Below are 25,561 nucleotides of genomic sequence, written 5' to 3'. Positions count from 1 at the left end.
TTTTATTTATAAATTTTTAATTTTTTTTGATTCAAGTGAATTTAAGCGCAAATCTAGGCTTGGCAGCCTTATTAAAGTCAATGGAAATGGTTTATCTCCTAAAGTCACATGCTATTTAGCGTTATCTTTAGGAATCAGTGATAATGAAAATTGACAATAATATACACTCGCTCTATACTTAGAATATTACAATGATAACTATTTACACTATGGAGGTATACTCGTGAAAAAAGTATTAGTTGTAGATGACACTAAAAATATAAGGATGTTATTAACAACTTGCCTTGAAATAGAAGGTTATGAAATAATTACAGCAGCTAATGGATATGAAGCTTTAGAAATAATTCAAAATACTAATATAGATATAATATTTTTAGATATAAAAATGCCAGAGTTAAGTGGCACAGAGGTATTAAGAAAGATAAGAAGTATAGGAATTAATACTCCTGTAATTATTATGACTGCTTTTGCTACAGTTAAAAATGCTATAGATTGTACTAGATTAGGAGCAGTAGTTTATTTACAAAAACCATTCACTACTGAAAAAATTAAAAGTATATTAAAACAAATACAAGATCTAGATGAGAATAATATTAATAATATTATTGTATTAGCCCAAAAATCAATATCAAATGGAGAATTAGATGAAGCTATAAGACTTTTAAAGAAATCCATATCAATAAACCCACAGTGTGGAGAAGCTTACTATTTAATGGGTGATATTTATAAGATAAAAGGAGATAGCGAGAAATCAAGACAATTTTTTGATGTAGCTAAAATATTCAATTATAAACCATAAATTACGGTTAGGTGCACTGATATGTATATTGTAATCATAGGTTGTGGAAGACTCGGCAGCAACTAAGAGTTGATTATATAGAAAAAAGCAAAGAATTTAATGATAAGAATGTAGTGATTAAGGCAGAAGCAATTGGTGAACCATTAGAAAGAGGTTATGTTAAAGAACAGTCAATAAATAAGGAAAGAAGAGGTATAGCTTTTGTACTTATGATTTCAACGATTTTATTAGTTAGTATATTTTATAGAAAATTAAAGATTTAAAACGCACTGTAGTTAAATTTGCAGTGCGTTTTGGTTAACTTAAATTAATCTGATTAAGAAAGTCTCCTACTAGTTTATCATATTCATGCTTATTCTTTATATAAGCTTCAGCATGGCCTGCATTAGGTGCAAGATATAATTTTTTTATTCCTGTTTTTTTATTATACATGTCTATGCTCATCTGAGGAAGTATATATTTATCATCTTCACCGTGAATAAAAAATATAGGTGTGCTAATATTTTCTATGTCTTCAATGGGCGATACTTGATTATAAAATACACCTAATCTTAACTTACTTATAAAACTTGATATAGTTATTATTGGAAAATAAGGCAGATGATAATCTTCTTTTAATCTAAACTTAAATAGTGAAACTAAGTCAGAGTAAGGGCAGTCTGCAATATAAAAGCTTATTCTTGTATCAATAGCTGCATGCTGCAAAATAGTGGCAGCCCCCATGGATTCACCATGAATTCCTACTATACAATCACTGCCACATTTATTAAAAATCCAATCTACACAAGCTTTTAAATCGAACTTTTCATAAAAACCATAAGTAGTATGTTTTCCACCACTTTTTCCATGATTTCTATGATCATATATAAAAATGTTAAAGTTTCTTTTGAAAAATATATCCATATATTTTACTGATGTATAAAGTGTACATGTAATTCCATGGCATAATATTACGGTTTTTTTAGGATTTTTCCCGGGAAAAAATAAGCCGTGGAGCTTGTATCCATAAGGTGAATCAATATAAACTTCTTGCTTTTTTAATTTTTCGAAAGAATCTTTTAATATTCTTCCACATTCCAATTCATAATTATAACTTTTATCATAATTCCATGTTTTGGGATTTAAAACTATGTTTGAAAAATAGAAACATATGGCAATAATTATAAATATAAATAAAATTATTATTAGTGCTAATTTTATATTCATCATACATCTCCTTATGTAAAATTAGATTATGTAACTTTAATATTAAATAATACTTGGTCTACAATAAGATTATATATTAAGTAAAGTTAAAAATAAATAATAGTTTGTTGCACAAACATGTAAAAATAACTAAAATATAATTATAGATTTAGAGGGGATGGATTTAATGAAAAAAGATGATTTCAATATAATGTATAATGTTAAAATGATTGAGGAGTTGAAGGCAGAACTTTTATGTGTAATTAGTGACTTTTTTAAGCTACTCACCAAGGGAAGTAATGTGGCACAAGAAGCAATACTTGATTGTATTTCTGGGGCAATGATATTGCTATATTTACTATCAGAGAGATTAGGATATTCCCATGCTGCAGTAGATGAAAACATGAAAAAAAAGTTAAAGCTTGGAATTATTGAGGAGGACAAAATAGAAAAGGAAGGTAAAGATTTAAGTAAGTTGTATAATCATTTAAAAGAAAGAGAATAACGGAGGATAAAATGTACAATAGAGTTTATAATACTAGAGCTATGGTAGAAGCAGGGTTACTAGCAATATTTGTTGTAATTATAAAGCTTTTGAATACATACATACCATTTTTTGAATTAATAGGTTTTTTTATTTTACCAATTCCAATAACAGTGTTGTATATAAGACATAACTATAAAGTTGCAGTAGGATCTATAGTAATAAGTGCTATACTTATGCTAATGATATTTAATCCATTAACAGCACTAGCATCTTCTATAACAATTGTTTTTTCAGGGATGACTCTTGGATACTGCGTAAAACATGATAAAAAAGCAAGTACAACAATATTATTTTTATCTATTGCTTTTATCATTGTATTAATTATAAATGTTAGTATTTATTCAACTTTAATTGATAAAGGTGGAATTGTTAGTCTTATCGATAAGAGTATAAAAATGATGAATGAAACTTTTGCTATGGTTAAAGAAACTTATGCAAAAATAGGTATGAGCAAAGAGCAAATTGCCACTATGGAAGAGATGTACAAAAATATAAATACAGATTCAATATTAAAAATTATGCCTTTTTCAGTTATTATGTTATCATTATCTTTGTCATATTTAAATTACACAATAGCTAGGAACATACTTAAAAGATTAAATTATAAAATGAGAGAGATAAAACCCTTTAGCCAATTATATATTAATACTAGAATAGGTACTTTAGTAGGTCTAATTTTTATTTTAGGCTTGTTAATTGAAAGGAGCAACATTCCATCAAAAGAATATATAGCTATTTTTCCACAATCAATATTTCAGCTAACCATTATGTTGAATGGATTAGCGTTAGCAACATATTATTTAAGAAGAAAATACAATTTGTCAAGGGCTGTTACAGCATTAATACTAATTTTTACTGTTACTTCTCAACTTTATATAGTTTATATATATGCTGGTTTAATAGATATATTATTTGATTTTAGAAAGCTTGATCCTTACAAGAGGCCCAGAACAGAGTAACTGGAGGTTACTAAATGGATAAAAAGTATAATTATTTTATAACAAGTAGTAAAATGTATATGATAATAATTGCTATTCTTATTTTAGCTCTCATAGCTTATGGTCACATTTTAGCAGGTATAGTAGCTATAAGTTTATATGGTTTGCTTGTAATTTATAATATTAAAAATACAAAAGTGAAAAAAGATGAGTGGAAAAGATTTATTGAAGACTTTTCTTCTAAGTTGGATAATGCTACTAGAAACACTCTTGTAAGACTTCCTTTTCCATTGATCATCATTGGAAAGGAAGGAGAGATGTTGTGGTATAATCAGAAATTCTCTCCTATAATTCAAGATGAAGATATATTAGGGAAAAATATTAAAAGTATAGTTAAGGAATTTAACTTGAGGCAAGCGCTAGATGGAAAAGAAAATGTACTTAGATACATTAAAATAAAGGATAGATATTATGATATATATACGAATGTTGTAGATACATCTGAAAATACAAAAGACAGAATACTACTTTTGTATTTTTATGATGTTACAGACTTATTTCAAATTGTAGAGTCCGTGGATTCAGAAAAAGAAATAGTTATGCTCATAGAAGTTGATAACTTTGATGATGTAATAAAAACTATTGATGAAGATAAAAGGCCCTTAATAATTGCAGAAATAGAAAGAACAATAAATACTTATGCTCAAAGTTTAAATGCAATGCTAAGGAAATATGACGAAAATAAGTATGTGCTATCAGTTCAAAATAAGTACATTGAAAAAGAGATGGAAAAAAAGTTCGATATATTAGATACTGTAAGAGAAATAAACATGGGAAACAAATTAGCTGTAACTCTAAGTATAGGGGTAGGCCGTGGTGGAGAAACTCCTATGATAAATGAAAACTATGCTGTGTCAGCTAAGGAATTAGCACTTGGTCGTGGTGGAGATCAGGCCATAGTAAAGAATGGTGAGAAGCTTTCATTTTATGGAGGAAAGACGAAAGAAGTAGAGAAAAGAACAAAAGTTAGAGCAAGAGTTATAGCACATGCACTAGTAGATTTAATAAATGAAAGCAATAAAGTATTCATAATGGGTCATATGACTCCTGATATAGACTGTCTAGGAGCAGCTATTGGAATTTACAAAGCAGTTACATTACTTGGAAAGAGTTGCTTTATAATATTAGACAATGAGAATAATAGCATAAGACCAATATTAGAGAAAATTAAGGAAGAGGAAGACTATGAAAATGCATTTATAAGCAGTAAACAATGTATTGAGGAAGCAGATACAAATAGTCTTCTTATACTTGTTGATGTGCATAGCAAAGGGTATGTACAGAATATAAATGTTGTTGATTACTTTGATAAATTAGTTATAATAGATCATCATAGAAAGTCTACTGACTTTATTGAAGGTGCTCTTTTAAGTTATATAGAGCCATATGCATCATCTACGTCAGAACTAGTTACTGAAATGCTTCAATACATGGTTGAAAAACCAAAACTAAAGCCTATTGAAGCGGAGGCATTGCTAGCTGGAATATGTGTTGATACAAAGAATTTTTATTTTAAAACTGGTGTAAGAACCTTTGAGGCTGCTTCTTTTTTAAGAAGATTAGGAGCAGATACAATAGATGTAAAAAGGTTTTTTGCTGATGACTTAGAAACTTATTTAAAAAGAGCTGAGATTATTAAGTCAGCGAAGGTATTTAAAAACATAGCTATAGCAATATGTCCTAATGAAATAGAAGATACTGTATTAGCTGCACAGGCAGCGGATGAGCTGCTAAATATTACAGGTATTCAAGCATCTTTTGTTTTTGTTAAAATAAAAGACGAGATATTTATCAGTGGAAGATCACTTGGAGATATAAATGTGCAATTAATACTTGAATCCCTAGGTGGAGGAGGACATATGACTATGGCTGGAGCAAAATTTAAATCTGTTGATATAAATGAAGCTTTTGAAAAGCTCAAAAATGCCATAGATAAATACATTAGGGAAGGTGAAGAATAATGAAAGTTATATTAGTAAAGGATGTTAAATCACTAGGGAAGAAGGGAGACATAATAAATGCTTCAGATGGATATGCAAGAAACTATTTGTTTCCAAGAGGACTTGCACAAGAAGCTACAGATTCAAATCTTCATATCTTAAATAATAAGAAAGAAGCTGAGAGAAGACAAAAACTAGCCGAAATAGAGGCTGCTCAAAAGTTAGCTGAAAGCCTTAAAGGCAAAGAAGTAAATCTTTGTGTTAAATCAGGTGAAAATGGAAGATTGTTTGGAGCAATAACAGGAAAAGATATAGCAGACGAAATAAATAAGAAATTTAATATTAATATAGATAAGAAAAAGGTCGTAGTAGATACTATAAAACAGCTTGGAACTTATGATGTAGAAATAAAATTGTATCCTGAAATCTCCACAAAGGTTAAAGTGGTTATTGCAGAAAAATAAGGGGGAAAATTTGTGAAATCACAATTTATTGATGGGTTGGAACAGGAATTAACTAATACTATACCAGTTGATACCCAGGTAAATGTTCTATACGATATTTTGAATAAAGTAATAGACGAAGGTACTGTAAGGGCTAGAGTAGTAAAATATAAGCTACAAAACTATATAAAAAGTAAAGATATATTTAAGAGAATCTATGCATTAAATAAGATAGTAAGTGATGGTAAAGGATTAAATTCTATACCAGATGAATCTAATATATACGAGGCTCTTGAAGATACAAATATCTGGATTTCAGAAGCATTAGCAAAAAATTATGTAAAAAATAAAATAGAGAACGAAGTAGAAAAAAACCTCATGGAAAAACAAGATAAGTATATGGATGAGGTTAGACTAAGTATAATAAAAAAGCAAAAAGGCCCAGAAAATGCAAAAACTCTTAAAAAATATGCTCAGCTTGAAGTACTAGACTCTAGAAAATTAAGCAAAAGCATTCAAGGTATTCTAAGACCAGAAGCTTTTAGTGAAATTGTTGGACAGGAAACAGCAATAAAAGCTATTTTATCAAAGATAGCATCCCCATATCCTCAACATATTATACTATATGGTCCTCCTGGGGTTGGAAAAACAACTGCAGCTAGACTTGCGCTAGAAGAAGTAAAAAAACTAAAATATACTCCCTTTAAAAAAGATGCTAAATTTGTAGAGGTAGATGGCACTACATTAAGATGGGATCCAAGAGAAATTACTAATCCTTTGCTTGGATCTGTACATGATCCAATTTACCAGGGAACTAAAAGAGATTTAGCTGAAACAGGGATTCCTGAACCAAAGCTTGGACTTGTTACGGAAGCTCATGGCGGCGTGCTTTTTATAGATGAAATTGGCGAATTAGATGAAATGCTTCAAAATAAGTTATTGAAGGTATTAGAAGATAAGAGAGTTGAGTTTTCATCTTCATATTATGATCCAGAAGATGAAAACACACCAAGATATATAAAATATCTTTTTGAAAATGGAGCACCAGCAGATTTTGTACTTATAGGAGCAACTACAAGAGAGCCTAGTGAAATAAATCCAGCTTTAAGGTCAAGATGTACAGAAGTATATTTTGAACCTTTAACATCAATAAATATACAACAAATAGTAGAAAATGCTGCTGATAAGTTAAATATACAATTAGAAGAAGGCGTGTCAGAGCTTATAAGCAGATACACAATTGAAGGAAGAAAAGCAGTAAATATACTATCAGATGTTTATGGTTATGTACTTTACAACGATCAGGATACTAATTTAAAAGAGAAGGTAAAGATAACAGTTGAAAATTTAAAGGAAGTAATATCTATAAGTAGATTAGTTCCTTTTGAAGAAGTTAAAGTAGAATCAAAATATGATGTTGGGCATATATATGGGTTAGGCGTAAGTGGATATGTAGGATCTACTATAGAAATAGAAACAGCGGTTTTTGAAGCAAAGGAAAAAGGAAAAGGAATAGTAAGATTTAATGATACAGCTGGAAGCATGGCTAAAGATTCTGTGTTTAATGCAGCGTCAGTTATCAGAAAAATAACTGATAAGGATATAAGTGACTATGATATACATGTAAATGTAATAGGTGGAGGAAAAATTGATGGACCTTCAGCAGGAGCTGCTATTACAGTGTGTATTATTAGCGCACTTTTAAACAAGCCATTAAGACAGGATATAGCTATAACAGGAGAAATATCGCTTAGAGGTAACATAAAGCCTGTTGGAGGAATTTTTGAAAAAATTTATGGAGCAAGAAGAAAAGGAATAAAACTTGTAATTGTTCCAGAAGATAATTCCAAAGAAGTTCCTCAAGGACTTGAAGATATAGAAGTTAAGGCAGTAAATAATATTGAACAACTTATTGGACTAGTATTTTAAATTAAATTCTAAGGAGTGATGATACATGGATGCACCTCTTAGAAGTATGCCTCATAGCATTGAGGCTGAACAAAGCGTAATAGGTTCTATGATTATTGATAAAACTTCCATAGCAGAAGCTATGGAAGTTTTAAAAGCTGAAGATTTTTATAAAGATTCACATAAGGCCATATTTAATGCTATTTTGGACCTTTATCAAAAAGATATAGCTGTAGATATAATAACTCTTACAGAGCATTTAAAGTCTACAGATAGGTTAGAAGCAGCAGGTGGAATAACTTATATAAGTGAATTAAGTGGTTCTGTAATTTCCACGGCTAATGTGCAGTCATACATAAAGATTGTAAGTGACAAATCTATTTTAAGAAAACTAATTAGATCTTCTACAAAAATTATAGAAGAGAGTTATAATAATCAAGATGATGTATTAAAAGCTATGGATTTAGCTGAAAAGGAGATTTTTAACTTATCTAATAGTAAAAGTACATCTGATTTTGAACCTATGAGTGTAGTCTTGGAAAGAGGATTTTTAGAAATTGAAAGGCTTTTTAACAATAAAGGAGAAACAACAGGCGTTGCATCTGGATTCAGAGAACTTGATATGAAAACATCTGGTTTTCAAAAAGGTGATATGGTGCTAATAGCTGCAAGACCTTCTATGGGAAAAACCACCTTTGCATTAAACTTAGCAGAGCATGCAGCGCTTAGGGCAGGAAAAAGTGTAGCTATATTTTCCCTGGAAATGTCTAAGGAACAATTGGCATATAAGCTTTTATGTTCACAAGCTCATGTAGATATGCTAAAGCTTAGAACCGGTAACCTAGATGATAAGGATTGGGAAAATATCGCTAAGGCATCAGGCCCTCTTGCTAGCGCTAAAATATTTATTGATGATACCGCTGGTATGTCAGTAATGGAAATGAGGTCAAAGTGCAGAAGGTTGAAAATAGAGCAAGGAATAGATCTAGTGCTTATAGACTACCTTCAGCTTATGTCAGGTAGTAAGAGTGGCTCTGAGAGTAGACAGCAGGAAGTTTCAGAAATATCAAGATCAATTAAGGCACTAGCAAAGGAAATGCAGTGTCCAGTTATTGCACTATCTCAGTTATCTCGTGCACCTGAACAAAGAACAGACCATAGACCTATGCTATCCGATTTAAGAGAGTCCGGTTCTATCGAGCAGGATGCTGACTTAGTTATGTTCTTATATAGAGATGAATACTATGATAAGGAAACTGAAGATAAAAATATAGGAGAGTGTATAATAGCAAAGCAAAGAAACGGTCCGACTGGTACTGTAAAATTAGCTTGGTTAGGACAATTTAGTAAGTTTGGAAATTTAGATGTTATACATCAAGAATAAGGTAAGGGCTTTTACTATGAATAAGGTAAAAGCCTTTACTTTATTTATTACAATATGCACAATAGAATCTACATGAAAACTTTACTTTTATGTAAAATTAAGTTAAACTAATTATAGTGTAGGCTCCTATAGCTCAGCTGGTAGAGCAGCTGATTCGTAATCAGCAGGCCACAGGTTCGAACCCTGCTAGGAGCACCATATTAATTTCTAATAAAAATGGGTTGAATTTTTTTTTCTCTGTATTTATAATTAAAACCAAAAGGCTAAATTTTGTTAAATGTAATTTTTGAAGATTTAGAGCAGATGCAGAATACAGAATATTTTAAATTTAACTCTAAAAGGTTTGTTTTATATTTTGATATATTGAAATATGAAAAATTACTGTTAATATTAGATTTTAAGTGGTTGGAATATGTTATTTTATTAAAATTTAGTGTTATCGTTTTAACAATGTGCATTTTGTGAAATTTTGGGGGGTATTGTAGTTGTTAAATAAATACGAAAGTGAAAAAGATAATAAAACTGACATAGATTTTAATAAAGGAGGATATTTGAGTATATTTCAGATACTACCTTTTGAAGCCATTTTATTAGATAAAAACAACAAAATTATTAAGTTAAACCCTAAAGCGCATGACACATTTTATAATATAGAGTTTGAAAATGAGATAGATAAATTAGTATGTAAAATTGAAGATAAGCTAGTGAAGATTGACAGTGAAAATACGGAATTTTCAATGGAAAGAGAAATCTTGACTAATAAAGGAGCAAAGTATTTTAATATTAAAATAGTACCTATAATTGATACTAGGAATGAATTTGAAGGTAAAATAATAATATTAAATGACATTACTGACTACAAAGTGACAGTTCGAGAACTAAAAAAGGAAAAAGAAGATGCAGAAACAGGTAGTAGAATTAAAAATGAATTTTTAGCTAATATAAGTCATGAAATAAGAACCTCTGTTAACGGTATTATAGGTATGACAGATTTAACTCTGATGACCAATTTAAACTCTGAACAAAAAGAAAACTTAAATTTAGTGAAGTCAAGTGCATTAAGTTTGTTAGATATGACTAATAGTATTTTAGACTTTTCTAAAATCCAATCTGGAAATATAAAACTAGATAGTGTTGAATTTAATTTTAAAGAACTCATAGACGAGATTGTAAGATTAACTGCAATTAAGGCACTTGAAAGCAAATTGGAGTTTAAAGCAAAAATAGATGAATCAATACCGGATACATTAATTGGTGATCCTGTAAGAATAAAACAAATTTTAGATAATTTAATAGATAACTCTATAAAATTCACTAAGTATGGCACTATTTCGCTTATCATTGAAAAAGTGGAGTCTGCTGACAAAAAAGTTAATTTAAAATTTTTAATAAGAGACACAGGCATAGGTATAGATAGAAAAGATATACCTAAATTATTTACAGGCTTTAGTCAGATTGATAATAAAGAATATACCAGAAAGAATTTTGGTCCAGGTCTAGGACTCAGCATTTGTAAGGGACTTGTAGAAATGATGGATGGTAAAATTGAAGTAAAAAGTAGAAAAGATGTAGGGTCTGTGTTTTCATTTAATATATCTTTAGAAAAAGGTAAAAAATACAGTAGCACAAATATAAGTGATAAAAAAACAAAGGTTCAAACAAATAATTTAGTTGGTAGAAGGTTGAATATTCTTATTGTTGAGGATGATAAGGCAAGCCAAATGGTAATATACAATTTATTCAAGAAAAATGGACACACATGTGATATTGCTAATAATGGCGAAGAGGCTTTAAAGCTTATTGAAAATAAGAAATATGACTTAATACTTATGGATATACAAATGCCTATACTAGATGGAATTCAAACTACAAAAATAATTAGAAAATCTGAAGAAAATAATGATAGTCGTACACCTATTATAGCTCTAACAGCATATGCTTTAAAAGAAGATAAAGAGAAGTTTTTGAATGCAGGTATGGACAACTATATTTCTAAGCCTTTTAATATTGATGAACTTTTAAAAGTGGTTTATAGTACAGTAAAAACAGATACTGGAAATACCTCTTATTTTATGAATAAGCAAAATAGTATGGATGGAGATTCACTATTTTTATATCTTTTATAATTATAATATTATATAGCTGCTTTTTACATTTATAAAAAGGAAGGTGCTGTCGTGTTTGGTATAATTGATAGATTTGAAGGTGGTTTTGCAATAGTAGAACTATATGATAGCAAGGTAATAAACATTGAAGTAAACAAAATACCAAAAGAAGCTAGAGAAGGTGATGTTCTCAGTATAGGAGAACACATAACAATAGATTATGAAGAAACTAAAAAAAGAAAAAATGTAATAGAGAAATTATCTAAAGATATGTGGGAATAAGTGTCAAGGGCTAGAGTGAAACTGAGAAGGTTTCATTCTAGCCTTTTATTTTTGTACATTCTTATCATTGTTACCTAATAATTGTTTATTCTTATAATACAAAATAAAGTAATTAACAAAAGCTATTAACGCACTTACAACAGACAAATATATAAGATAAGTACCTAACTTTATATTAATAGTTAAGGTAAATATAGATAAGTAAAATAATATAGTTGTAAGCTTTCCAAACTTGTTAGATGGAATTACGGTATTTTTATTATATAATATTATGCCAAAGAATATCATAGAGACTTCTTTTATAGAAATTATTATAAGAATCCACAAAGGTATATAATTCTTTATTACTAGACAGCTTAAAACAGTTAATATCATAAGTTTATCAGCTAATGGATCTAATACTATGCCTAGTTTAGTTATTAGAGAGTATTTTCGTGCTAAATAGCCATCTAATATATCTGTCAATCCAGCAGTCAGAAACACCAGTATAGAGTAAAATAGGTTATTAGGCACATTTGAGAAAAATAATAAAATAAAAATAGGAATTAAAAGTAATCTAAAGAGAGTGAGAATGTTTGGTAAATTCATAATATCACTCCAAAATAAAAGTAATTATATTTTTGTTTTAGTGTATGCTATGAATAATAAAGAGTTTCTTGTATTAAATAGCAGATAAATATATTTTAATTCTTTTAACTGAAAAATGAAAGATGTTTATAAGATTATGAATATAAAAAAGCTAAATTGAAAACATTTACGAATTTTAATTTAAATTTATTAATTAATATTCGTATTTATATTGACTGAACTATTCACTTTTGATAGGATTAAATAGGATGCATGTGTCCATGTAAAGAATTATAAGATAATCGATAAAGGATTAGTAATAATTTTTACAGACTTATAAACTGTATATACTAATGTTAAGTTGGCATATTAGTAGTATATAAGGAAAGAAATATATAATAAAAAAGCGTCAATAAAGATATATAAACTACGGTACAGGTATATTAAAAATATTATGTTACCGAAGTTGATATGACTAGAGATATAGTAAGCCAATAAATATTCGTCAATGCTTAAGTGTAGCTAACTTAATAAAAGAGGAGGAAATTTTTATGTCAGCATTTATTGTTTTAGGAGCCCAATGGGGAGATGAAGGAAAAGGGAAGATGACAGATTATCTTGCAGAAAGTGCAGATGTTGTAGTTAGATTTCAAGGTGGAAACAATGCAGGACATACCGTTGAGGTTGGAGATAAACAATATAAACTTCATTTAATACCTTCAGGAATACTTTATGATACTAAATTAAACGTAATAGGTAATGGAGTAGTTGTAGACCCAAAAGCTTTATTTGAAGAAATAGATTATTTAAAAGGTGTTGGAGTAGATGTAACTCCAGAAAAACTAATGATAAGTGATAGAGCACAGCTTATAATGCCATATCATAAGATACTTGATGGTATAAAAGAAAAAGCTAGAGGAAAAAAGGATATAGGAACAACAGGAAAAGGAATAGGACCATGTTATACTGATAAGATGGAAAGAAGCGGTATAAGAGTTTGTGATTTAATGCACAAGGAAGTTTTTGAAGAAAAATTAAAGGATAATGTAGATGCTAAAAATGATATTATAACAAAAATTTACGGAGGAGACAGTTTAGACTTTAGTGCTATATATAATGAGTACTTGGAATATGCTGAGAGAATGAGACCTTTTGTAAAAGATATATCAGTTGAAGTATTTAACAACATAAAAGCAGGTAAAAAAGTATTATTTGAGGGTGCACAAGGTACATTACTTGATATAGATTATGGTACATATCCATATGTAACATCATCTAACACCATAGCTGGTGGTGTATGTACTGGGGCAGGAGTTGGTCCTACAGCGATAACTAGTGCGGTAGGTATAGCTAAAGCATATACAACAAGAGTTGGTAAGGGACCTTTCCCAACAGAGTTATTTGATGAAACTGGTGATTGGATAAGAGAAAAAGGACATGAATATGGCGTAACTACAGGAAGAGCAAGAAGATGTGGATGGTTAGACTTAGTTATACTTAAGACTACTGCAAGAATTTCTGGTCTTACAAGTTTTGCTGTAACTAAAATAGATACTCTAGCAGGAATGGAAAAGGTAAAGGTATGTACAGGTTACAAGTTTGATGGAAAAGTTATTGATTACGTTCCAGCAAGTCTTGAAGATTTAGCTAAGTGTGAACCAATATATGAAGAGTTTGATGGATGGGATAAAAGTATAGAAAATGCTAGAAGTTATAATGATCTTCCAGAAAACGCTAAAGTATATCTAAAGAAAATAGAAGAATTTACTGGTACAAAAATATCTATAGTATCAGTAGGACCAAGAAGAGATCAAACTATTGAAGTTACAGATATATAACTTAAAAAAATTCAGGTGTATAATAGAATTATACCCTGAATTTTTTATTTTGATGAAAATTTATGGAAAAGTTTAGAAATATATTATAAAATAAATTTATGATATATAGAGAGGTGTAGTTCTATGTGTGAGATAGTGACAGAAAGAGAATATGAAGTTCAATATTACGAAATAGACTATAAAAAAAGATTACTTATAACAAATTTAATGAATTATCTTCAGGATATTGCTATAAGACAATCTGAAGACATAGGTGTTGGAATAGACTACCTAACACAACATGGTATAGCGTGGGTTCTTTATAAATGGCATATAGATATGTATAGATACCCTGTGTATGGAGAAAAGGTTAGAATAATAACTAAACCTTATTCTTTTAAAAAGTTTTATGCATATAGGGTATTTGAGATAGTAGATTTAAATGGAAACACTATAGGGAAAGCCAAATCTATATGGTTCTTAATTGATATTGAAAAAAGAAGAGCTATAAGAGTGACAGAAGAAATGTATAATGCCTATAGAGTTCCTAAGGATAAAAACGATATTCTTGATATAGAAAAAATAAGTGAGCCATTAGAAATACATAGTGAAAAAGTCTTTCAAGTAAGGTATAGTGACATAGATACAAATAGACATGTTAACAATGTAAAATATGTAGAATGGGCTATAGAGGCTGTACCATTAGATATAGTAAACAACTATGTAATTACAAGTATAAATACAGTCTATGAAAAAGAAACTAAATATGGAGATACAGTAAAGGTCTTAGTAGAAATAAAGACAAATGAAAATAATATAACATGCTTCCATAGAGTTGTTGATGGAGAAGATAAACAGTTGTGTTTAGTTCAAACCCAATGGGAGAAATAAGAAAAATGCTGCTGACCTTATTTTTCAGCAGCATTTTTTCCAGCTATAAATCCAGAACTCCATGCCCATTGTAAATTGAAGCCTCCACAATCCCCGTCAACATCAAGTAATTCACCTGCAAAATATAAATTTTTAATTATTTTTGATTCAAGAGTTTGAGAGTTTATATCATTTGTATCTACACCACCAGCAGTTACTTGAGAGTTTTTGAATGAGTTAGTGTCGCACACTGAAAAAGTCCACTCTTTAAGTAGACTTAGTAACTGTTGTTTTTCCTTCCAATCTAATTCGCAGCAGAGTTTATGTATATTATCTATTGAGGCCTCTTTTAAAAGTATAGGAATAACTTTTTTATTTATAATTCCAACAAAGGAATTATAAACACTTCTGTAACTAAATGTTCCCCAGTGATTTTCTAAAAACTCTATTAGATTTTCTTTATTCAAATCAGGCATCATATCTATAGTCAGACTCACAGATTTCCCTTCAGATAAAGCCGCAGAAGCAGTACGACTCAGTTGAAGTATAGGGGGACCGGATATTCCGTAATCTGTAAATAATATTTCTCCAAACTCTCGTCTTTTAGAAATACCATCTACAAATATTTCAGCAAAGCCATTGAATTTTACTCCAGACAAAGCCTTAAGATTTTTATAGCTTAATTTAAGCTGTACTAGGGCTGGTACTGGACTTATTATATTGTGGTTTAATGATTTAGCTATCTTAAAGCCTGATCCATCAGAACCAGTATTAGGGGCTGATTTGCCACCACAACATAATATGAGCTTTTTACACTCATATACATCATTGGATTCAGTAAACAGCTTAAAAGATTTAGAGCTATTCTTTATGTTGTTAACTTTAGAATTTAGGTATATAGGAATATTACGATCTTCTATAGCTAATCTAAATATATCAAGCACTGAAGATGCTTGAAGTGATAACGGATACATTTTTCCATCTTCTAAAGTAACTAAGGGAAGACCTAAAGAATAGAAAAAATTAGTGGTATCATCTAATTTAAAACTGTCTAAAGCAAACTTAAAAAATTCAGGATTTTGACTATGATACTTTGAATAAGAAATATTGCTATTTGTTATATTACATCTACCATTTCCAGTTGAAAGAATTTTACTTCCTATTCTGCTGTTTCCCTCTAATATTGCAACATCTTTTCCAGAATCTTTAGCAGTAATTGCTGCTATGATACCAGCAGCACCGCCGCCTACTATTATTATTTCATGAAACAAAGACAACAACTCCTTGTAATCGAATTATTCTATATTATTTTATCGTAAAAATATAGTTTTGGTAATAGAATTTTTATAGGTATAATCCACTATGTAGAAACCAGGGCTTAAATTACATTTGTAATGAAGAGAGTATAGTTGTTATAATTATAGTACAGTAATTCTAAAAATAATCACATGTTAGACCTGCTCGCACTTGAAAATATATTTAGTGAGGAGGAATTTTTTTATGAGAGCTAAAATATTAAATAAATCTATAGATAGTACTAAAGGAGATTTGAAGGTTCTAAGCATAAACTATGATTTCGTTGCAGTTCAAATAAATGATGATAAAAAGGTTCTTAGAAGGGATGAAGTAGAACTTATATTCGAGAATGATTCTGAGAAGATTTTGAATCAGTATGAAGACATATTAAAGATAAAGCTAAATAAAGGTATGACATTTGCTTTCTATCCTACACTTATAAACTTTATAGAAGATATCGTTGGAAGAAAAGTTGAGCAAATAGATGTATTAGAAGACGAGTTTAAGTTTATTAAAAAAGGAATTTGGGAAAAAAATTTACTCATAGTTATAAATAACTTAAGAACATTTAAAATTAGTTCAATAGGTCAAAAATATGGAGATAACTTTAGCTTTACTATAAAGGAAATTAATTTAAGTAATTTCTTGAAAGAATATGAATTAAAGGTTAAAGCTTTAGAAGATGAGATTAAAGAAAGGCAAATTTTAAAAAATAAATATGAAAAAACGTTAAAAAATGTCATTAGTAATAGTATAATCAAAAATGAGTCTATCTTATTAAATAATTAGTAAGATAGTTTTTTATATTTAATTCTATTTTGTATATAATATTTATAATAGGGTTAGGCATCTTTCACTTGTTATTTTCTTTCAGATGCCTTAATTAAAATTTACTATTGAAAGGGGAAAAGTGCTATATGGAAGCTTCAGAATTATTAAATTATAAAAATTGGGTAGTTGTTGGTGATGTGCTAAATGAAAGTAAATATGCATTCAGAATATTAAGCAGCTTGAGAGATTCTAATTTTAATGTAGAGGGGGTAAATCCTAGAGATACTACTGGTAAAGTATATAAGACACTAGAAGAGGTGAATTATAAAATAGATGTTATAGATTTATGCATAAATCCTATACAAGGGTTAAAAGTAATGGAAAGTGCTGCTAAACTTGATATAAATAAAGTGCTAATACAACCTGGAGCAGAAAGTGAAGAAATATTGAGTTTATGTAGAAATAAGGGTATTATAGCTATAGAAGGATGTGCGCTTGTAGAACTTTCTAGGTTATAAGTTTTTAAGGGGGAGTCTATTAATGTTTACGATATATGCTGTATCAGATTCTATAGGAGAAACTGCTGAGCAAGTTGCAAGAGCAACTGCTTGTCAGTTCTATGATAATATAAAAGTTCAGAGAGTACCATACATAAAAAGCTTTGAAGATGTAAATGAATTTATAAACAAAATTGAAGACAGAGAAAATACTATGATTATATCAACAATAGTTTTAGTTGATGTTAGAGAGTTTTTAATCCAAAGATGTATAGAAACTGGTATACACATAATGAATGTACTAGGTCCTTGTATCAGCGTTGCTTCTAGAATTTTGAACAAGCTTCCTGATTATAAGCCAGGTGCAGTTTGGGAGATGGACTCAGAATATTATAAAAAAATAGAAGCTATGGAATTTGCTATTCAGTATGATGATAGCAAAGATCATTCAGGTATTAAAAATGCGGATGTAATTTTAGTAGGGCTTTCAAGAACGTCTAAAACACCACTTTGTATGTATTTAGCTAACAAAGGAATTAAGGCATTAAACATACCTATTATGCCAGAAGTACCAGTACCTAATGAACTGTTTGAAGTTGATAGAAAGAAAATAATAGGGTTAACAATAGACCCAATGCATCTTATTGAAATAAGGAGACATAGAATAGATAAGTTTTCTAAATTATCTACAGAGATACAATATGCAAATGCAGAAAGAGTTTTAGATGAGTTGGAATTTGCAGATAAGCTTATGAGAAAGCTTAATTGTAAAATTATAGATGTCACAAAAAGAGCTATAGAAGATACTGCATTAATAATAATGGAACATATAGATTATATGGGATTAAAGCAGTACTAAAATATAAAAAGATGATACAAAACTTTGTCTAAAGCCCTGATTTTGAAGGGCTTTAGACAAAAACCATAATATAGTATAAAAAAATATAAAAAAAATGTTGACACTTTGATAAATATCTTGTATTATAGTCTATGTCGGGTCGCTACAAGTGAACTGAAAAGATAAATATGGCCCCTTGGTCAAGCGGTCAAGACACCACCCTTTCACGGTGGTAACAGGGGTTCGATTCCCCTAGGGGTCACCATTATAATATATGGGCGCATAGCTCAGCTGGGAGAGCATCTGCCTTACAAGCAGAGGGTCACAGGTTCGAGCCCTGTTGTGCCCACCATATATTATGGCCCAGTGGCTCAGTTGGTTAGAGTGCCGGCCTGTCACGCCGGAGGTCGAGGGTTCGAGTCCCTTCTGGGTCGCCATAATTATTTATATTAAATAATTATGATGGTATTATAGGTCTAAATTTATAACATGAAAATCTAATATGGCCCTTTGGTCAAGCGGTCAAGACACCACCCTTTCACGGTGGTAACAGGGGTTCGATTCCCCTAAGGGTCACCATTATAATATATGGGCGCATAGCTCAGCTGGGAGAGCATCTGCCTTACAAGCAGAGGGTCACAGGTTCGAGCCCTGTTGTGCCCACCATATATTTATGGCCCAGTGGCTCAGTTGGTTAGAGTGCCGGCCTGTCACGCCGGAGGTCGAGGGTTCGAGTCCCTTCTGGGTCGCCATAATTTGCTGGCATAGCTCAGCAGGTAGAGCAACTGACTTGTAATCAGTAGGTCGCGAGTTCGATTCTTGCTGCCAGCACCATTTAATAAAATTATCTTTAAATTAGCATGGCCCCTTGGTCAAGCGGTCAAGACACCACCCTTTCACGGTGGTAACAGGGGTTCGATTCCCCTAGGGGTCACCATTTTAATATGTGGGCGCATAGCTCAGCTGGGAGAGCATCTGCCTTACAAGCAGAGGGTCACAGGTTCGAGCCCTGTTGTGCCCACCACATATATATGGCCCAGTGGCTCAGTTGGTTAGAGTGCCGGCCTGTCACGCCGGAGGTCGAGGGTTCGAGTCCCTTCTGGGTCGCCATATTTAATTTGCTGGTTTAGCTCAGCAGGTAGAGCAACTGACTTGTAATCAGTAGGTCGCGAGTTCGATTCTTGCAACCAGCACCAAAAACAAGCTGCATATTTTATATGCAGCTTGTTTTTTTATGTAAGTACTTAAATTTACACAACGATAGGCACTATAATTTAATAGTGCCTATCGTTATTTTAAAATCTTTTACCTTTTATATTTTGACCTATTCTTATATCCTCTCCGAAAAACTTACATAAAGTAAAGTCGCCAAGTAATCTTGAAGAGATTCTTTCTGAATATATTTTTAGAAGTTCTTCCAAATCATGATTTGTAGATATTAGCATTTTTTTTCTATTTAATAGCTTTCTGTTTAACAGATTAAATAGCTCCGTTTTAGAAAAATCAGTTATCTGTTCAGAACCTAAGTCATCTAATATGAGGAGATCACAATTTATAAGTAAATCCTCTAAATTTTCATCATTATTAAATCTTATATGTTTTAAATTCTGAATTAGGGACTCCGAGGTTCTATAGACTACCAGGTAACCTCTATCTAAGAGCTCTTTAGCAATACAATCTGATAAAAAGGTTTTTCCGGTACCAGGAGTTCCATAAAACAATAGATTTTCAGGAGATAAAGAAAAATTCTCAATGAAATTCCATGACTTAGATACAATCTCTTCAATATTCTTTCTTGGACTAATTGGTTCATTTATGTTCCTTCTAGAAGGATAAAGTTCAATATTAAAATTTTCGAAGTTATTCTTTGTGAGTATAGTTTTCAAATCGGAATTCTCATAATATAACTCTACGAGTTTTTGTTTATAACAATTACATTTTTTTGTTCCAACAAAACCTGTATCTTTACATTTAATACACCTATATTGAGGTTCCAGGTAGTCTAAGGGATAATTGTTTCTAACTAGTAATTCAGACTTTTTTATTCTAAGATCAGTTATTTTTTCTTTTAATTCATTAAGATATTCATCTTTGTTTTCTGAATTATTAAGTATACTTATTGATAATTTAACGCAAAGTTTACCGATTTCACGTTCTATATTTAAAACATCTGGCACTTTTTTTTCAATTTCTTTTCGTCTATCTTTAATCGCTTTTTCTTCAGCAGTTCTTATGTTTTCGTATATCTTCATTATATTGGAGTGATATCCTTTAATCATCTTTGTTATCCCATCCTAATAATTTTTTTTCTAAATCTTTAAAATTGTAACTACGCTGTTTAAAGTTATTAAATGTGCTGTTTGTAGCTTTATTCACATTATTATTTTTATTAAAGTTATTTGGGTAATAAGTTTTTTTAGTATCTTTTGAATCTATGTCTTCCACAGTTTTAAGTCCTTCTTTGTTCCAACTGCCCAAAATTCCATCAATATACTTAAAATCAGCCTTATTAATTCGCTGAAAGCATACATCACAGGCTTTGTATATTACATCTAGTGGGAAATTATATGTATTTATCCACTTATGCATCATATCTTCTTGTGGCTTCATTATTTCCGCATCTTTTATACCTAAGTAACCTAATATCTTTCTTATCTTAATCCACTTATCTTCATGCTTTTTTATAAAGCTTTGAGCATCGTCTATGTTTTTAATTTTTGCATCAAACCATGCAATTGCTATCTTTTCTATATATCTACAATCTGTTTTTCCTTTTGAAGCACAATATTGAATTAGAAGAAGTATGATTTCATGGCCAAAGTTAAAATCTTTTAGCCAGCTTATGTACATAGTCATTTCTTTTGATGAAAGGGGTCTCCCTAAAAGTCTCTCTATATCTTGAAGCATATCCTTTGTAGAATTCTTATCTAATTCTTCAAGTAAGTTTATATCTTCTTGATTTTCATTAGTTGAATTTGTTAAATCTAAAAATTCAATACTGTAATTTCCCATGTTATCTATAGGAATTATTTTAACCACATTTTCATCACTCCAGTAATTCCATGCATTTAAAAGATCAGTTTCTAGAAGATGAAGGGCACTAGCCATTATCTGAGAACTTACTCCAAGTTCACCAGAAACACAATATTTTAGCCCTAGAAGATATACTTTAACGAACTCTCCTCGGGCCTTTGGCATAAATTTATCTATAAAAATGTTACTCACCGGAGTATAGTTTGAATTACCACTTTTGAATACGAAAGTGCTCATAATTTCATGACCTACCTTTATCTATGTTTAGTGTTAAAAATAGTTTCTAATAAATCATTATAACAAAATAGAAGTAGTATAACAATTAAAAAAAATTACAAAACATGTAATAATTTCTTAAAAATAAGGCAAAATAAAGAAGTGAGAGCAAAAATATCATAATGAAAGGATGATCAGTTTGTCACTTAGTAATAGGGCTAAGGCAATATTAGCTAGTTTGTCTATAGTAATTACTACTATGGTATCTGGCCAATACATATACTACAATAAATTTAATGCTTATCAAGTATATATGAATGGTAAGCCGTTAGCCTATGTAAAAAACAAAGAAGATTTTTATAATGTCGAGAAAAATATAGAAAAAGATTTAGAAAAGAGGTTCGGAAAAGTTACATTAAAGGATGATATAACTTTTAAAGAGGTTTCAATTAAAAATGAAAATATAGCAGATAGCAGCGCAATTAAAAACTCAATTGTAAAAAATAGTAGAACGAGTATACCAACGGTTTTAATGAAATCAGATGGCAGAGAAGTTGGAGTGCTTGCTAATGAAAGTGAAATGATTAAAGTGTTGGATATAATTAAAAATGAGTATAAAGAAAAAGATAAAGATGGAACATTTAAGTTAAACAATCGTATAACCTATGTAAAACAAGATACTAACATTAAAGATATAAGTACAATAGAAGAAACAATAAAAATAGCAAAAGAAAACCCTAGTAATCCTCTCATATGTTTTTCAAAAGAAAAAGAAGTTAATGGAGTAAAAAATGTAAGCCTCTCAAGGGCATCAAGTGTAACTAGCTTTGTAAGTTTCCCATCCAAAGGAACTATAACATCACCTTTTGGGATGAGATGGGGGAAAATGCACAATGGCATAGATATAGGGGCACCTATGGGAGATCCCATTCATGCTGCTATGGATGGAAAAGTAGCTTATGCAAAATGGGAAGATGGATATGGAAAGGTTATTAAGATAGATCATGGAGTAGGAGTACAAACAGTGTATGGACACTGCAGCAATATAGATGTAAATGAAGGTCAGCAAGTTAAAAAAGGCGAAAATATCGGAAAAGTAGGAAGTACAGGTAATAGCACTGGACCTCATGTACATTTTGAGGTTAGAGTTGATGGGGCACCTCAAGACCCTATAAAGTATTTAAAATAATATAAAGTATTAAAAATTAAATAATTGACAGGAATAGCTTACACTTATTTGTGAAAATTCAAAGCAAATAAATGTAAGCTATATAAATAATCCTGCAAAATTCAATTGTTTAAGAACAATTTAGGATAGAGGAATAGCAATGTTTTATTTACTTTTTATGGAAAAAACATTGACATATACTCTTTTTTAATATATACTTTGACTATCAAAATATTTGATGATAAAAATAACTTTAAAGGGGACGATCAAATGAAATTACCTCCATTAATTATAGGAGACTTAAAAGCGGAGGTACCTATTATCCAAGGTGGTATGGGTGTAGGGGTATCCGGTTATAGGCTCTCATCAGCGGTAGCAAATGAAGGAGGTATTGGTATAATATCTGGAGTTCAAATAGGATATAGAGAACCAGATTTTGAAACTAATACTAAAGAAGCTAATGTTAGAGCACTAAAAAATGAGGTCAGAAGGGCAAAAGAGTTAAGTCCTAAAGGAATAGTAGGAGTTAACCTTATGGTGGCTATTAATAACTATGATGAAATGGTAAAGGCTTGCGTAGAGGAACAAGTAGATATAATAATTTCTGGCGCAGGACTTCCTTTGACATTACCTAAATTAGTTGAGGGAAGTAATGTTAAGATAGCACCGATTGCATCTTCAGGAAAATCAGCTTCAGTTATTACAAAGCATTGGATTAAAAAATATAATAAAATTCCTGATATGGTTGTAGTTGAAGGACCGGAGGCAGGCGGACACTTAGGATTTCATGCTGATGATGTTAGAGAAGGAAAATTAACTTTAGAGGAAATTGTAGTTGAAGTAATTGAGGCTTTAAAACCTTTTGAAGAAGAATATGGATCAAAGATCCCTGTAGTGGCTGCAGGTGGTATTTACACTGGAGAAGATATTGCTAAATTTATAAAATTAGGTGCTTCAGGTGTTCAAATGGCAACAAGATTTGTAGCAACTGAAGAATGTGATGCTCATTTAGAATATAAAAAAGCATATGTAAATTCAAGCAAGGAAGATATTAAAATCATACAAAGTCCTGTAGGCCTTCCTGGAAGAGCCATTAAAAATGAATTCATCAATCAAGTAGAAATAGAAAGAATTAGCCCTAAGAAATGCTATAATTGTTTGAAAAAGTGTAATCCAAAAGATACACCTTATTGTATTTCAAAAGCTTTAATACAAGCAGTTAAAGGCAATATTGAAGACGGTCTTATTTTTGCTGGAAGCAGCGCGTATAGAATAGATAGGATTGTTACTGTAAAAGACTTAATAAATGAACTTGTTGGTGATGCTGAAAAAAGTTTAGTTGATTGTAAATAATAGTACTGCTACTTGCATAGTAGCAGGTTTATTTTCATGTGTCTTATTTAATTTAAATTTTAGAAGTGGTGATTATGTGACTAAGTGTATTAGCGTTTTAAATGAGCTTTTAGTAGGCATTTTTAATGATATACTAGAAATTGAACAAAACGCTCTTCAATCTGGTTCTTTTAGGGATTTATCCGTTACAGAAATACATACTATTGAAGCAATAGGAATGTATAAGCCAAGAACTATGACAGAAGTTGCATGTCAGCTGCATATTACTTTAGGAACGCTGACTACAGCGATAGGTCATCTAGTCAGAAAAGGCTATGTAGAAAGAAAAAGAAGTGAAGAAGATAGAAGAATAGTATATATTGAACTGACAAAACTAGGAAAGCTTGCTTATAGAGTTCATCGAAAGTTTCATTCTGATATGGTCAAGGGAAGCATTGAAGGACTTACAAAAGAGGAAGAGGAAACTTTGGTGAAAGCCCTAGATAAAATTAATAAATTTTTTATATCCAAATATAACTTAAATACTAACTTAAAGGAGAAAGGCAATGAATAAAGTACAGGTAATAGGTACAGGTAGTTATGTACCAGAAAGAATTGTTACTAATGAAGACTTATCCTGTATTATGGATACCAGTGATGAATGGATAAGTAGTAGAACTGGTATAAAAGAAAGAAGAATATCTGAAGGCGAAGATACATCTGATATGGCTACAAAAGCAGCACTAAAGGCTATTGAAATGGCTAATATTAAACCTGAAGATATTGATTTACTAATTGTAGCTACAATTACACCAGATAGCTTTACTCCTTCAGTAGCTTGTATGGTACAAGGTAATATAAATGCTGTAAATGCTACATGTTTTGATTTATCAGCTGCTTGTTCAGGATTTATTTATGGAATAACTGTAGCTACTCAATTTATAACTACTGGAGCTGCTAGAACTATATTGGTAGTAGGAGCTGAGACAATGTCAAAAGCCCTTAACTGGGAGGATAGAAATACATGTGTTCTATTTGGTGATGGTGCAGGAGCAGCTGTACTCAGAGCTTCTGATAAGGGTGGAGTATTGGCTGTATATACTGGTTCAGAAGGAAGTAAAGGAAATGCACTAACTTGTGGAGCTATGCCAGTTATCAATCCATACGTACGAGAGGAAACTGCTTATATCCCTGAAAATTATAAAATACAGATGGATGGAAGAGAAGTATTTAAATTTGCAGTTAGAACTATGACTAAGGGAGTGGAAAAACTTTTAGAAGATGCAAAGTGTTCAATTGAAGATATAAAATATATAATTCCTCATCAAGCAAATTATAGAATAATCGAATCTGCAGTTAAAAAATTAGGTATAAGTGAAGAAAAATTTTATATTAATTTAGACAGATATGGCAATACATCTGGAGCCAGTATAGCTATTGCGTTAGATGAAATGGTACAAAAAAATATGTTAAAAACAGGAGATAAGATTTTGCTTATAGGCTTTGGAGCAGGTCTTACCTACGGTGGATTAATAATAGAATGGTAGGAAAATTCATTTAAACTA

24 protein-coding genes and 12 tRNA genes are annotated in these 25,561 nt (G+C 30.6%); 31 read left to right on the top strand and 5 right to left on the bottom strand.

Annotation, left to right across the window (positions count from 1 at the left end):
- The first annotated feature begins 223 nt into the window (after positions 1 to 223).
- Together ACZ5N4_RS26595 and ACZ5N4_RS26590 are read left to right on the top strand one after the other, a co-directional pair.
- On the top strand, positions 224 to 799 hold the full coding sequence (locus tag ACZ5N4_RS26595) for a tetratricopeptide repeat protein (protein ID WP_464205795.1): 576 nt from the start codon (positions 224 to 226) through the stop codon (positions 797 to 799).
- 113 nt (positions 800 to 912) lie between these two features.
- A complete protein-coding gene (locus ACZ5N4_RS26590) occupies positions 913 to 1,062 on the top strand; it encodes a hypothetical protein (protein ID WP_464205793.1) in 150 nt (49 codons plus the stop codon).
- Positions 1,063 to 1,096: 34 nt separating this feature from the next.
- On the opposite strand, the gene ACZ5N4_RS26585 is transcribed toward ACZ5N4_RS26590, so the two are convergent.
- Positions 1,097 to 2,005, bottom strand: a complete 909-nt coding sequence (locus ACZ5N4_RS26585; protein ID WP_464205791.1) for an alpha/beta hydrolase — start codon at positions 2,003 to 2,005, stop codon at positions 1,097 to 1,099.
- Positions 2,006 to 2,171: 166 nt separating this feature from the next.
- Here ACZ5N4_RS26585 and ACZ5N4_RS26580 point away from each other — a divergent pair, with 166 nt between their 5' ends.
- From ACZ5N4_RS26580 to ACZ5N4_RS26540, 9 genes are all read left to right on the top strand, one after another.
- Positions 2,172 to 2,489 carry a MazG-like family protein gene (locus tag ACZ5N4_RS26580; protein ID WP_178906186.1) on the top strand — a complete coding sequence of 106 codons (318 nt, stop codon included), beginning with the start codon at positions 2,172 to 2,174 and terminating at the stop codon, positions 2,487 to 2,489.
- 11 nt (positions 2,490 to 2,500) lie between these two features.
- Entirely contained in the window at positions 2,501 to 3,490 is a 990-nt protein-coding gene (locus ACZ5N4_RS26575) for a YybS family protein (RefSeq protein WP_464205788.1), read from the top strand.
- A 14-nt stretch (positions 3,491 to 3,504) separates the two neighbouring features.
- Positions 3,505 to 5,490: a DHH family phosphoesterase gene (locus ACZ5N4_RS26570; RefSeq protein WP_464205786.1), complete on the top strand. Its 1,986-nt coding sequence runs from the start codon at positions 3,505 to 3,507 to the stop codon at positions 5,488 to 5,490.
- On the top strand, positions 5,490 to 5,933 hold the full coding sequence (rplI, locus tag ACZ5N4_RS26565) for a 50S ribosomal protein L9 (RefSeq protein ID WP_211142344.1): 444 nt from the start codon (positions 5,490 to 5,492) through the stop codon (positions 5,931 to 5,933). The genes ACZ5N4_RS26570 and rplI overlap by 1 nt, the downstream gene beginning before the upstream one ends.
- A 12-nt stretch (positions 5,934 to 5,945) precedes the next feature.
- The gene (gene lonC, locus ACZ5N4_RS26560; protein WP_464205784.1) at positions 5,946 to 7,841 is read left to right on the top strand and encodes a Lon family ATP-dependent protease; all 1,896 of its coding nucleotides are present in this window, start codon (positions 5,946 to 5,948) and stop codon (positions 7,839 to 7,841) included.
- Between the two features lie 25 nt (positions 7,842 to 7,866).
- The gene (locus ACZ5N4_RS26555) at positions 7,867 to 9,204 is read left to right on the top strand and encodes a replicative DNA helicase (RefSeq protein ID WP_464205783.1); all 1,338 of its coding nucleotides are present in this window, start codon (positions 7,867 to 7,869) and stop codon (positions 9,202 to 9,204) included.
- A 122-nt stretch (positions 9,205 to 9,326) separates the two neighbouring features.
- A tRNA-Thr gene (locus ACZ5N4_RS26550) sits at positions 9,327 to 9,402 on the top strand.
- Between the two features lie 287 nt (positions 9,403 to 9,689).
- The gene (locus ACZ5N4_RS26545; protein WP_464205782.1) at positions 9,690 to 11,330 is read left to right on the top strand and encodes a response regulator; all 1,641 of its coding nucleotides are present in this window, start codon (positions 9,690 to 9,692) and stop codon (positions 11,328 to 11,330) included.
- Between the two features lie 51 nt (positions 11,331 to 11,381).
- Positions 11,382 to 11,591 (top strand): DUF3006 domain-containing protein, encoded by a 210-nt coding sequence (locus ACZ5N4_RS26540; RefSeq protein ID WP_464205780.1) that lies wholly within the window; start codon positions 11,382 to 11,384, stop codon positions 11,589 to 11,591.
- Between the two features lie 45 nt (positions 11,592 to 11,636).
- Here the strand turns inward: ACZ5N4_RS26540 and pgsA are convergent, their stop codons facing one another.
- A complete protein-coding gene (gene pgsA, locus ACZ5N4_RS26535; RefSeq protein WP_464205778.1) occupies positions 11,637 to 12,179 on the bottom strand; it encodes a CDP-diacylglycerol--glycerol-3-phosphate 3-phosphatidyltransferase in 543 nt (180 codons plus the stop codon).
- 530 nt (positions 12,180 to 12,709) lie between these two features.
- Here pgsA and ACZ5N4_RS26530 point away from each other — a divergent pair.
- Both ACZ5N4_RS26530 and ACZ5N4_RS26525 read left to right on the top strand, forming a co-directional pair.
- Complete coding sequence (locus ACZ5N4_RS26530) at positions 12,710 to 13,996, top strand: adenylosuccinate synthase (protein ID WP_464205776.1); 1,287 nt, start codon at positions 12,710 to 12,712, stop codon at positions 13,994 to 13,996.
- A 123-nt stretch (positions 13,997 to 14,119) separates the two neighbouring features.
- Positions 14,120 to 14,866 carry an acyl-[acyl-carrier-protein] thioesterase gene (locus ACZ5N4_RS26525; RefSeq protein ID WP_464205774.1) on the top strand — a complete coding sequence of 249 codons (747 nt, stop codon included), beginning with the start codon at positions 14,120 to 14,122 and terminating at the stop codon, positions 14,864 to 14,866.
- A gap of 17 nt (positions 14,867 to 14,883) precedes the next feature.
- Here the strand turns inward: ACZ5N4_RS26525 and ACZ5N4_RS26520 are convergent, their stop codons facing one another.
- A complete protein-coding gene (locus tag ACZ5N4_RS26520; protein WP_464205772.1) occupies positions 14,884 to 16,116 on the bottom strand; it encodes a BaiN/RdsA family NAD(P)/FAD-dependent oxidoreductase in 1,233 nt (410 codons plus the stop codon).
- A gap of 229 nt (positions 16,117 to 16,345) precedes the next feature.
- Between ACZ5N4_RS26520 and ACZ5N4_RS26515 the strand changes: the two genes are divergently transcribed.
- The 14 genes from ACZ5N4_RS26515 (at position 16,346) to ACZ5N4_RS26450 (ending at position 19,443) form a co-directional block, all read left to right on the top strand.
- Positions 16,346 to 16,930 (top strand): hypothetical protein, encoded by a 585-nt coding sequence (locus ACZ5N4_RS26515; RefSeq protein ID WP_464205771.1) that lies wholly within the window; start codon positions 16,346 to 16,348, stop codon positions 16,928 to 16,930.
- A gap of 128 nt (positions 16,931 to 17,058) precedes the next feature.
- Complete coding sequence (locus ACZ5N4_RS26510; protein WP_464205769.1) at positions 17,059 to 17,430, top strand: CoA-binding protein; 372 nt, start codon at positions 17,059 to 17,061, stop codon at positions 17,428 to 17,430.
- Positions 17,431 to 17,452: 22 nt separating this feature from the next.
- A complete protein-coding gene (locus tag ACZ5N4_RS26505) occupies positions 17,453 to 18,268 on the top strand; it encodes a pyruvate, water dikinase regulatory protein (protein ID WP_464205767.1) in 816 nt (271 codons plus the stop codon).
- Between the two features lie 169 nt (positions 18,269 to 18,437).
- Positions 18,438 to 18,512, top strand: a tRNA-Glu gene (locus tag ACZ5N4_RS26500).
- A gap of 11 nt (positions 18,513 to 18,523) precedes the next feature.
- Positions 18,524 to 18,599 (top strand) — tRNA-Val (locus ACZ5N4_RS26495).
- Positions 18,600 to 18,607: 8 nt separating this feature from the next.
- Positions 18,608 to 18,684: transfer RNA gene (locus ACZ5N4_RS26490), tRNA-Asp, on the top strand.
- Between the two features lie 67 nt (positions 18,685 to 18,751).
- A tRNA-Glu gene (locus ACZ5N4_RS26485) sits at positions 18,752 to 18,826 on the top strand.
- Between the two features lie 11 nt (positions 18,827 to 18,837).
- A tRNA-Val gene (locus ACZ5N4_RS26480) sits at positions 18,838 to 18,913 on the top strand.
- A gap of 9 nt (positions 18,914 to 18,922) precedes the next feature.
- A tRNA-Asp gene (locus tag ACZ5N4_RS26475) sits at positions 18,923 to 18,999 on the top strand.
- 6 nt (positions 19,000 to 19,005) lie between these two features.
- A tRNA-Thr gene (locus ACZ5N4_RS26470) sits at positions 19,006 to 19,081 on the top strand.
- Between the two features lie 28 nt (positions 19,082 to 19,109).
- A tRNA-Glu gene (locus tag ACZ5N4_RS26465) sits at positions 19,110 to 19,184 on the top strand.
- 11 nt (positions 19,185 to 19,195) lie between these two features.
- Positions 19,196 to 19,271: transfer RNA gene (locus ACZ5N4_RS26460), tRNA-Val, on the top strand.
- 9 nt (positions 19,272 to 19,280) lie between these two features.
- Positions 19,281 to 19,357: transfer RNA gene (locus tag ACZ5N4_RS26455), tRNA-Asp, on the top strand.
- Between the two features lie 10 nt (positions 19,358 to 19,367).
- A tRNA-Thr gene (locus tag ACZ5N4_RS26450) sits at positions 19,368 to 19,443 on the top strand.
- Positions 19,444 to 19,542: 99 nt separating this feature from the next.
- Here the strand turns inward: ACZ5N4_RS26450 and ACZ5N4_RS26445 are convergent.
- Positions 19,543 to 20,526, bottom strand: a complete 984-nt coding sequence (locus ACZ5N4_RS26445; RefSeq protein ID WP_464205765.1) for an ATP-binding protein — start codon at positions 20,524 to 20,526, stop codon at positions 19,543 to 19,545.
- Positions 20,519 to 21,517, bottom strand: coding sequence for a DnaD domain protein (locus ACZ5N4_RS26440; RefSeq protein WP_464205763.1), 999 nt, complete (start codon positions 21,515 to 21,517; stop codon positions 20,519 to 20,521). Before ACZ5N4_RS26440 ends, ACZ5N4_RS26445 begins: the two co-directional genes overlap by 8 nt.
- Before the next feature lie 178 nt (positions 21,518 to 21,695).
- Between ACZ5N4_RS26440 and ACZ5N4_RS26435 the strand changes: the two genes are divergently transcribed.
- The 4 genes from ACZ5N4_RS26435 to ACZ5N4_RS26420 all read left to right on the top strand — a co-directional run bounded on the left by ACZ5N4_RS26435 (position 21,696) and on the right by ACZ5N4_RS26420 (position 25,543).
- Positions 21,696 to 22,685: a M23 family metallopeptidase gene (locus ACZ5N4_RS26435; protein ID WP_464205761.1), complete on the top strand. Its 990-nt coding sequence runs from the start codon at positions 21,696 to 21,698 to the stop codon at positions 22,683 to 22,685.
- A gap of 249 nt (positions 22,686 to 22,934) precedes the next feature.
- A complete protein-coding gene (locus tag ACZ5N4_RS26430) occupies positions 22,935 to 24,017 on the top strand; it encodes an NAD(P)H-dependent flavin oxidoreductase (RefSeq protein WP_464205760.1) in 1,083 nt (360 codons plus the stop codon).
- 76 nt (positions 24,018 to 24,093) lie between these two features.
- Positions 24,094 to 24,570, top strand: a complete 477-nt coding sequence (locus ACZ5N4_RS26425) for a MarR family winged helix-turn-helix transcriptional regulator (RefSeq protein ID WP_178907278.1) — start codon at positions 24,094 to 24,096, stop codon at positions 24,568 to 24,570.
- A complete protein-coding gene (locus ACZ5N4_RS26420; RefSeq protein WP_464205758.1) occupies positions 24,563 to 25,543 on the top strand; it encodes a beta-ketoacyl-ACP synthase III in 981 nt (326 codons plus the stop codon). Before ACZ5N4_RS26425 ends, ACZ5N4_RS26420 begins: the two co-directional genes overlap by 8 nt.
- The last annotated feature ends 18 nt before the right edge of the window (positions 25,544 to 25,561 follow it).

The sequence above is a fragment of the Clostridium nitrophenolicum genome (assembly GCF_055391695.1).
Note: the sequence above shows the minus strand (reverse complement) of the source record. Positions and strands in the feature narration are given on the sequence as shown.

Bases quoted from the DNA above. Each gene is read 5' to 3' on its own strand.
- ACZ5N4_RS26555 (WP_464205783.1), top strand. From the start codon at position 7,867: ATGGATGCACCTCTTAGAAGTATGCCTCATAGCATTGAGGCTGAACAA.
- rplI (WP_211142344.1), top strand. From the start codon at position 5,490: ATGAAAGTTATATTAGTAAAGGATGTTAAATCACTAGGGAAGAAGGGA.
- ACZ5N4_RS26580 (WP_178906186.1), top strand. From the start codon at position 2,172: ATGAAAAAAGATGATTTCAATATAATGTATAATGTTAAAATGATTGAG.
- ACZ5N4_RS26430 (WP_464205760.1), top strand. From the start codon at position 22,935: ATGAAATTACCTCCATTAATTATAGGAGACTTAAAAGCGGAGGTACCT.
- pgsA (WP_464205778.1), bottom strand. From the start codon at position 12,179: ATGAATTTACCAAACATTCTCACTCTCTTTAGATTACTTTTAATTCCT.
- ACZ5N4_RS26525 (WP_464205774.1), top strand. From the start codon at position 14,120: ATGTGTGAGATAGTGACAGAAAGAGAATATGAAGTTCAATATTACGAA.
- ACZ5N4_RS26585 (WP_464205791.1), bottom strand. From the start codon at position 2,005: ATGAATATAAAATTAGCACTAATAATAATTTTATTTATATTTATAATT.
- ACZ5N4_RS26570 (WP_464205786.1), top strand. From the start codon at position 3,505: ATGGATAAAAAGTATAATTATTTTATAACAAGTAGTAAAATGTATATG.
- ACZ5N4_RS26510 (WP_464205769.1), top strand. From the start codon at position 17,059: ATGGAAGCTTCAGAATTATTAAATTATAAAAATTGGGTAGTTGTTGGT.
- ACZ5N4_RS26530 (WP_464205776.1), top strand. From the start codon at position 12,710: ATGTCAGCATTTATTGTTTTAGGAGCCCAATGGGGAGATGAAGGAAAA.
- ACZ5N4_RS26420 (WP_464205758.1), top strand. From the start codon at position 24,563: ATGAATAAAGTACAGGTAATAGGTACAGGTAGTTATGTACCAGAAAGA.
- ACZ5N4_RS26505 (WP_464205767.1), top strand. From the start codon at position 17,453: ATGTTTACGATATATGCTGTATCAGATTCTATAGGAGAAACTGCTGAG.
- ACZ5N4_RS26575 (WP_464205788.1), top strand. From the start codon at position 2,501: ATGTACAATAGAGTTTATAATACTAGAGCTATGGTAGAAGCAGGGTTA.
- ACZ5N4_RS26515 (WP_464205771.1), top strand. From the start codon at position 16,346: ATGAGAGCTAAAATATTAAATAAATCTATAGATAGTACTAAAGGAGAT.
- ACZ5N4_RS26440 (WP_464205763.1), bottom strand. From the start codon at position 21,517: ATGAGCACTTTCGTATTCAAAAGTGGTAATTCAAACTATACTCCGGTG.
- ACZ5N4_RS26445 (WP_464205765.1), bottom strand. From the start codon at position 20,526: ATGATTAAAGGATATCACTCCAATATAATGAAGATATACGAAAACATA.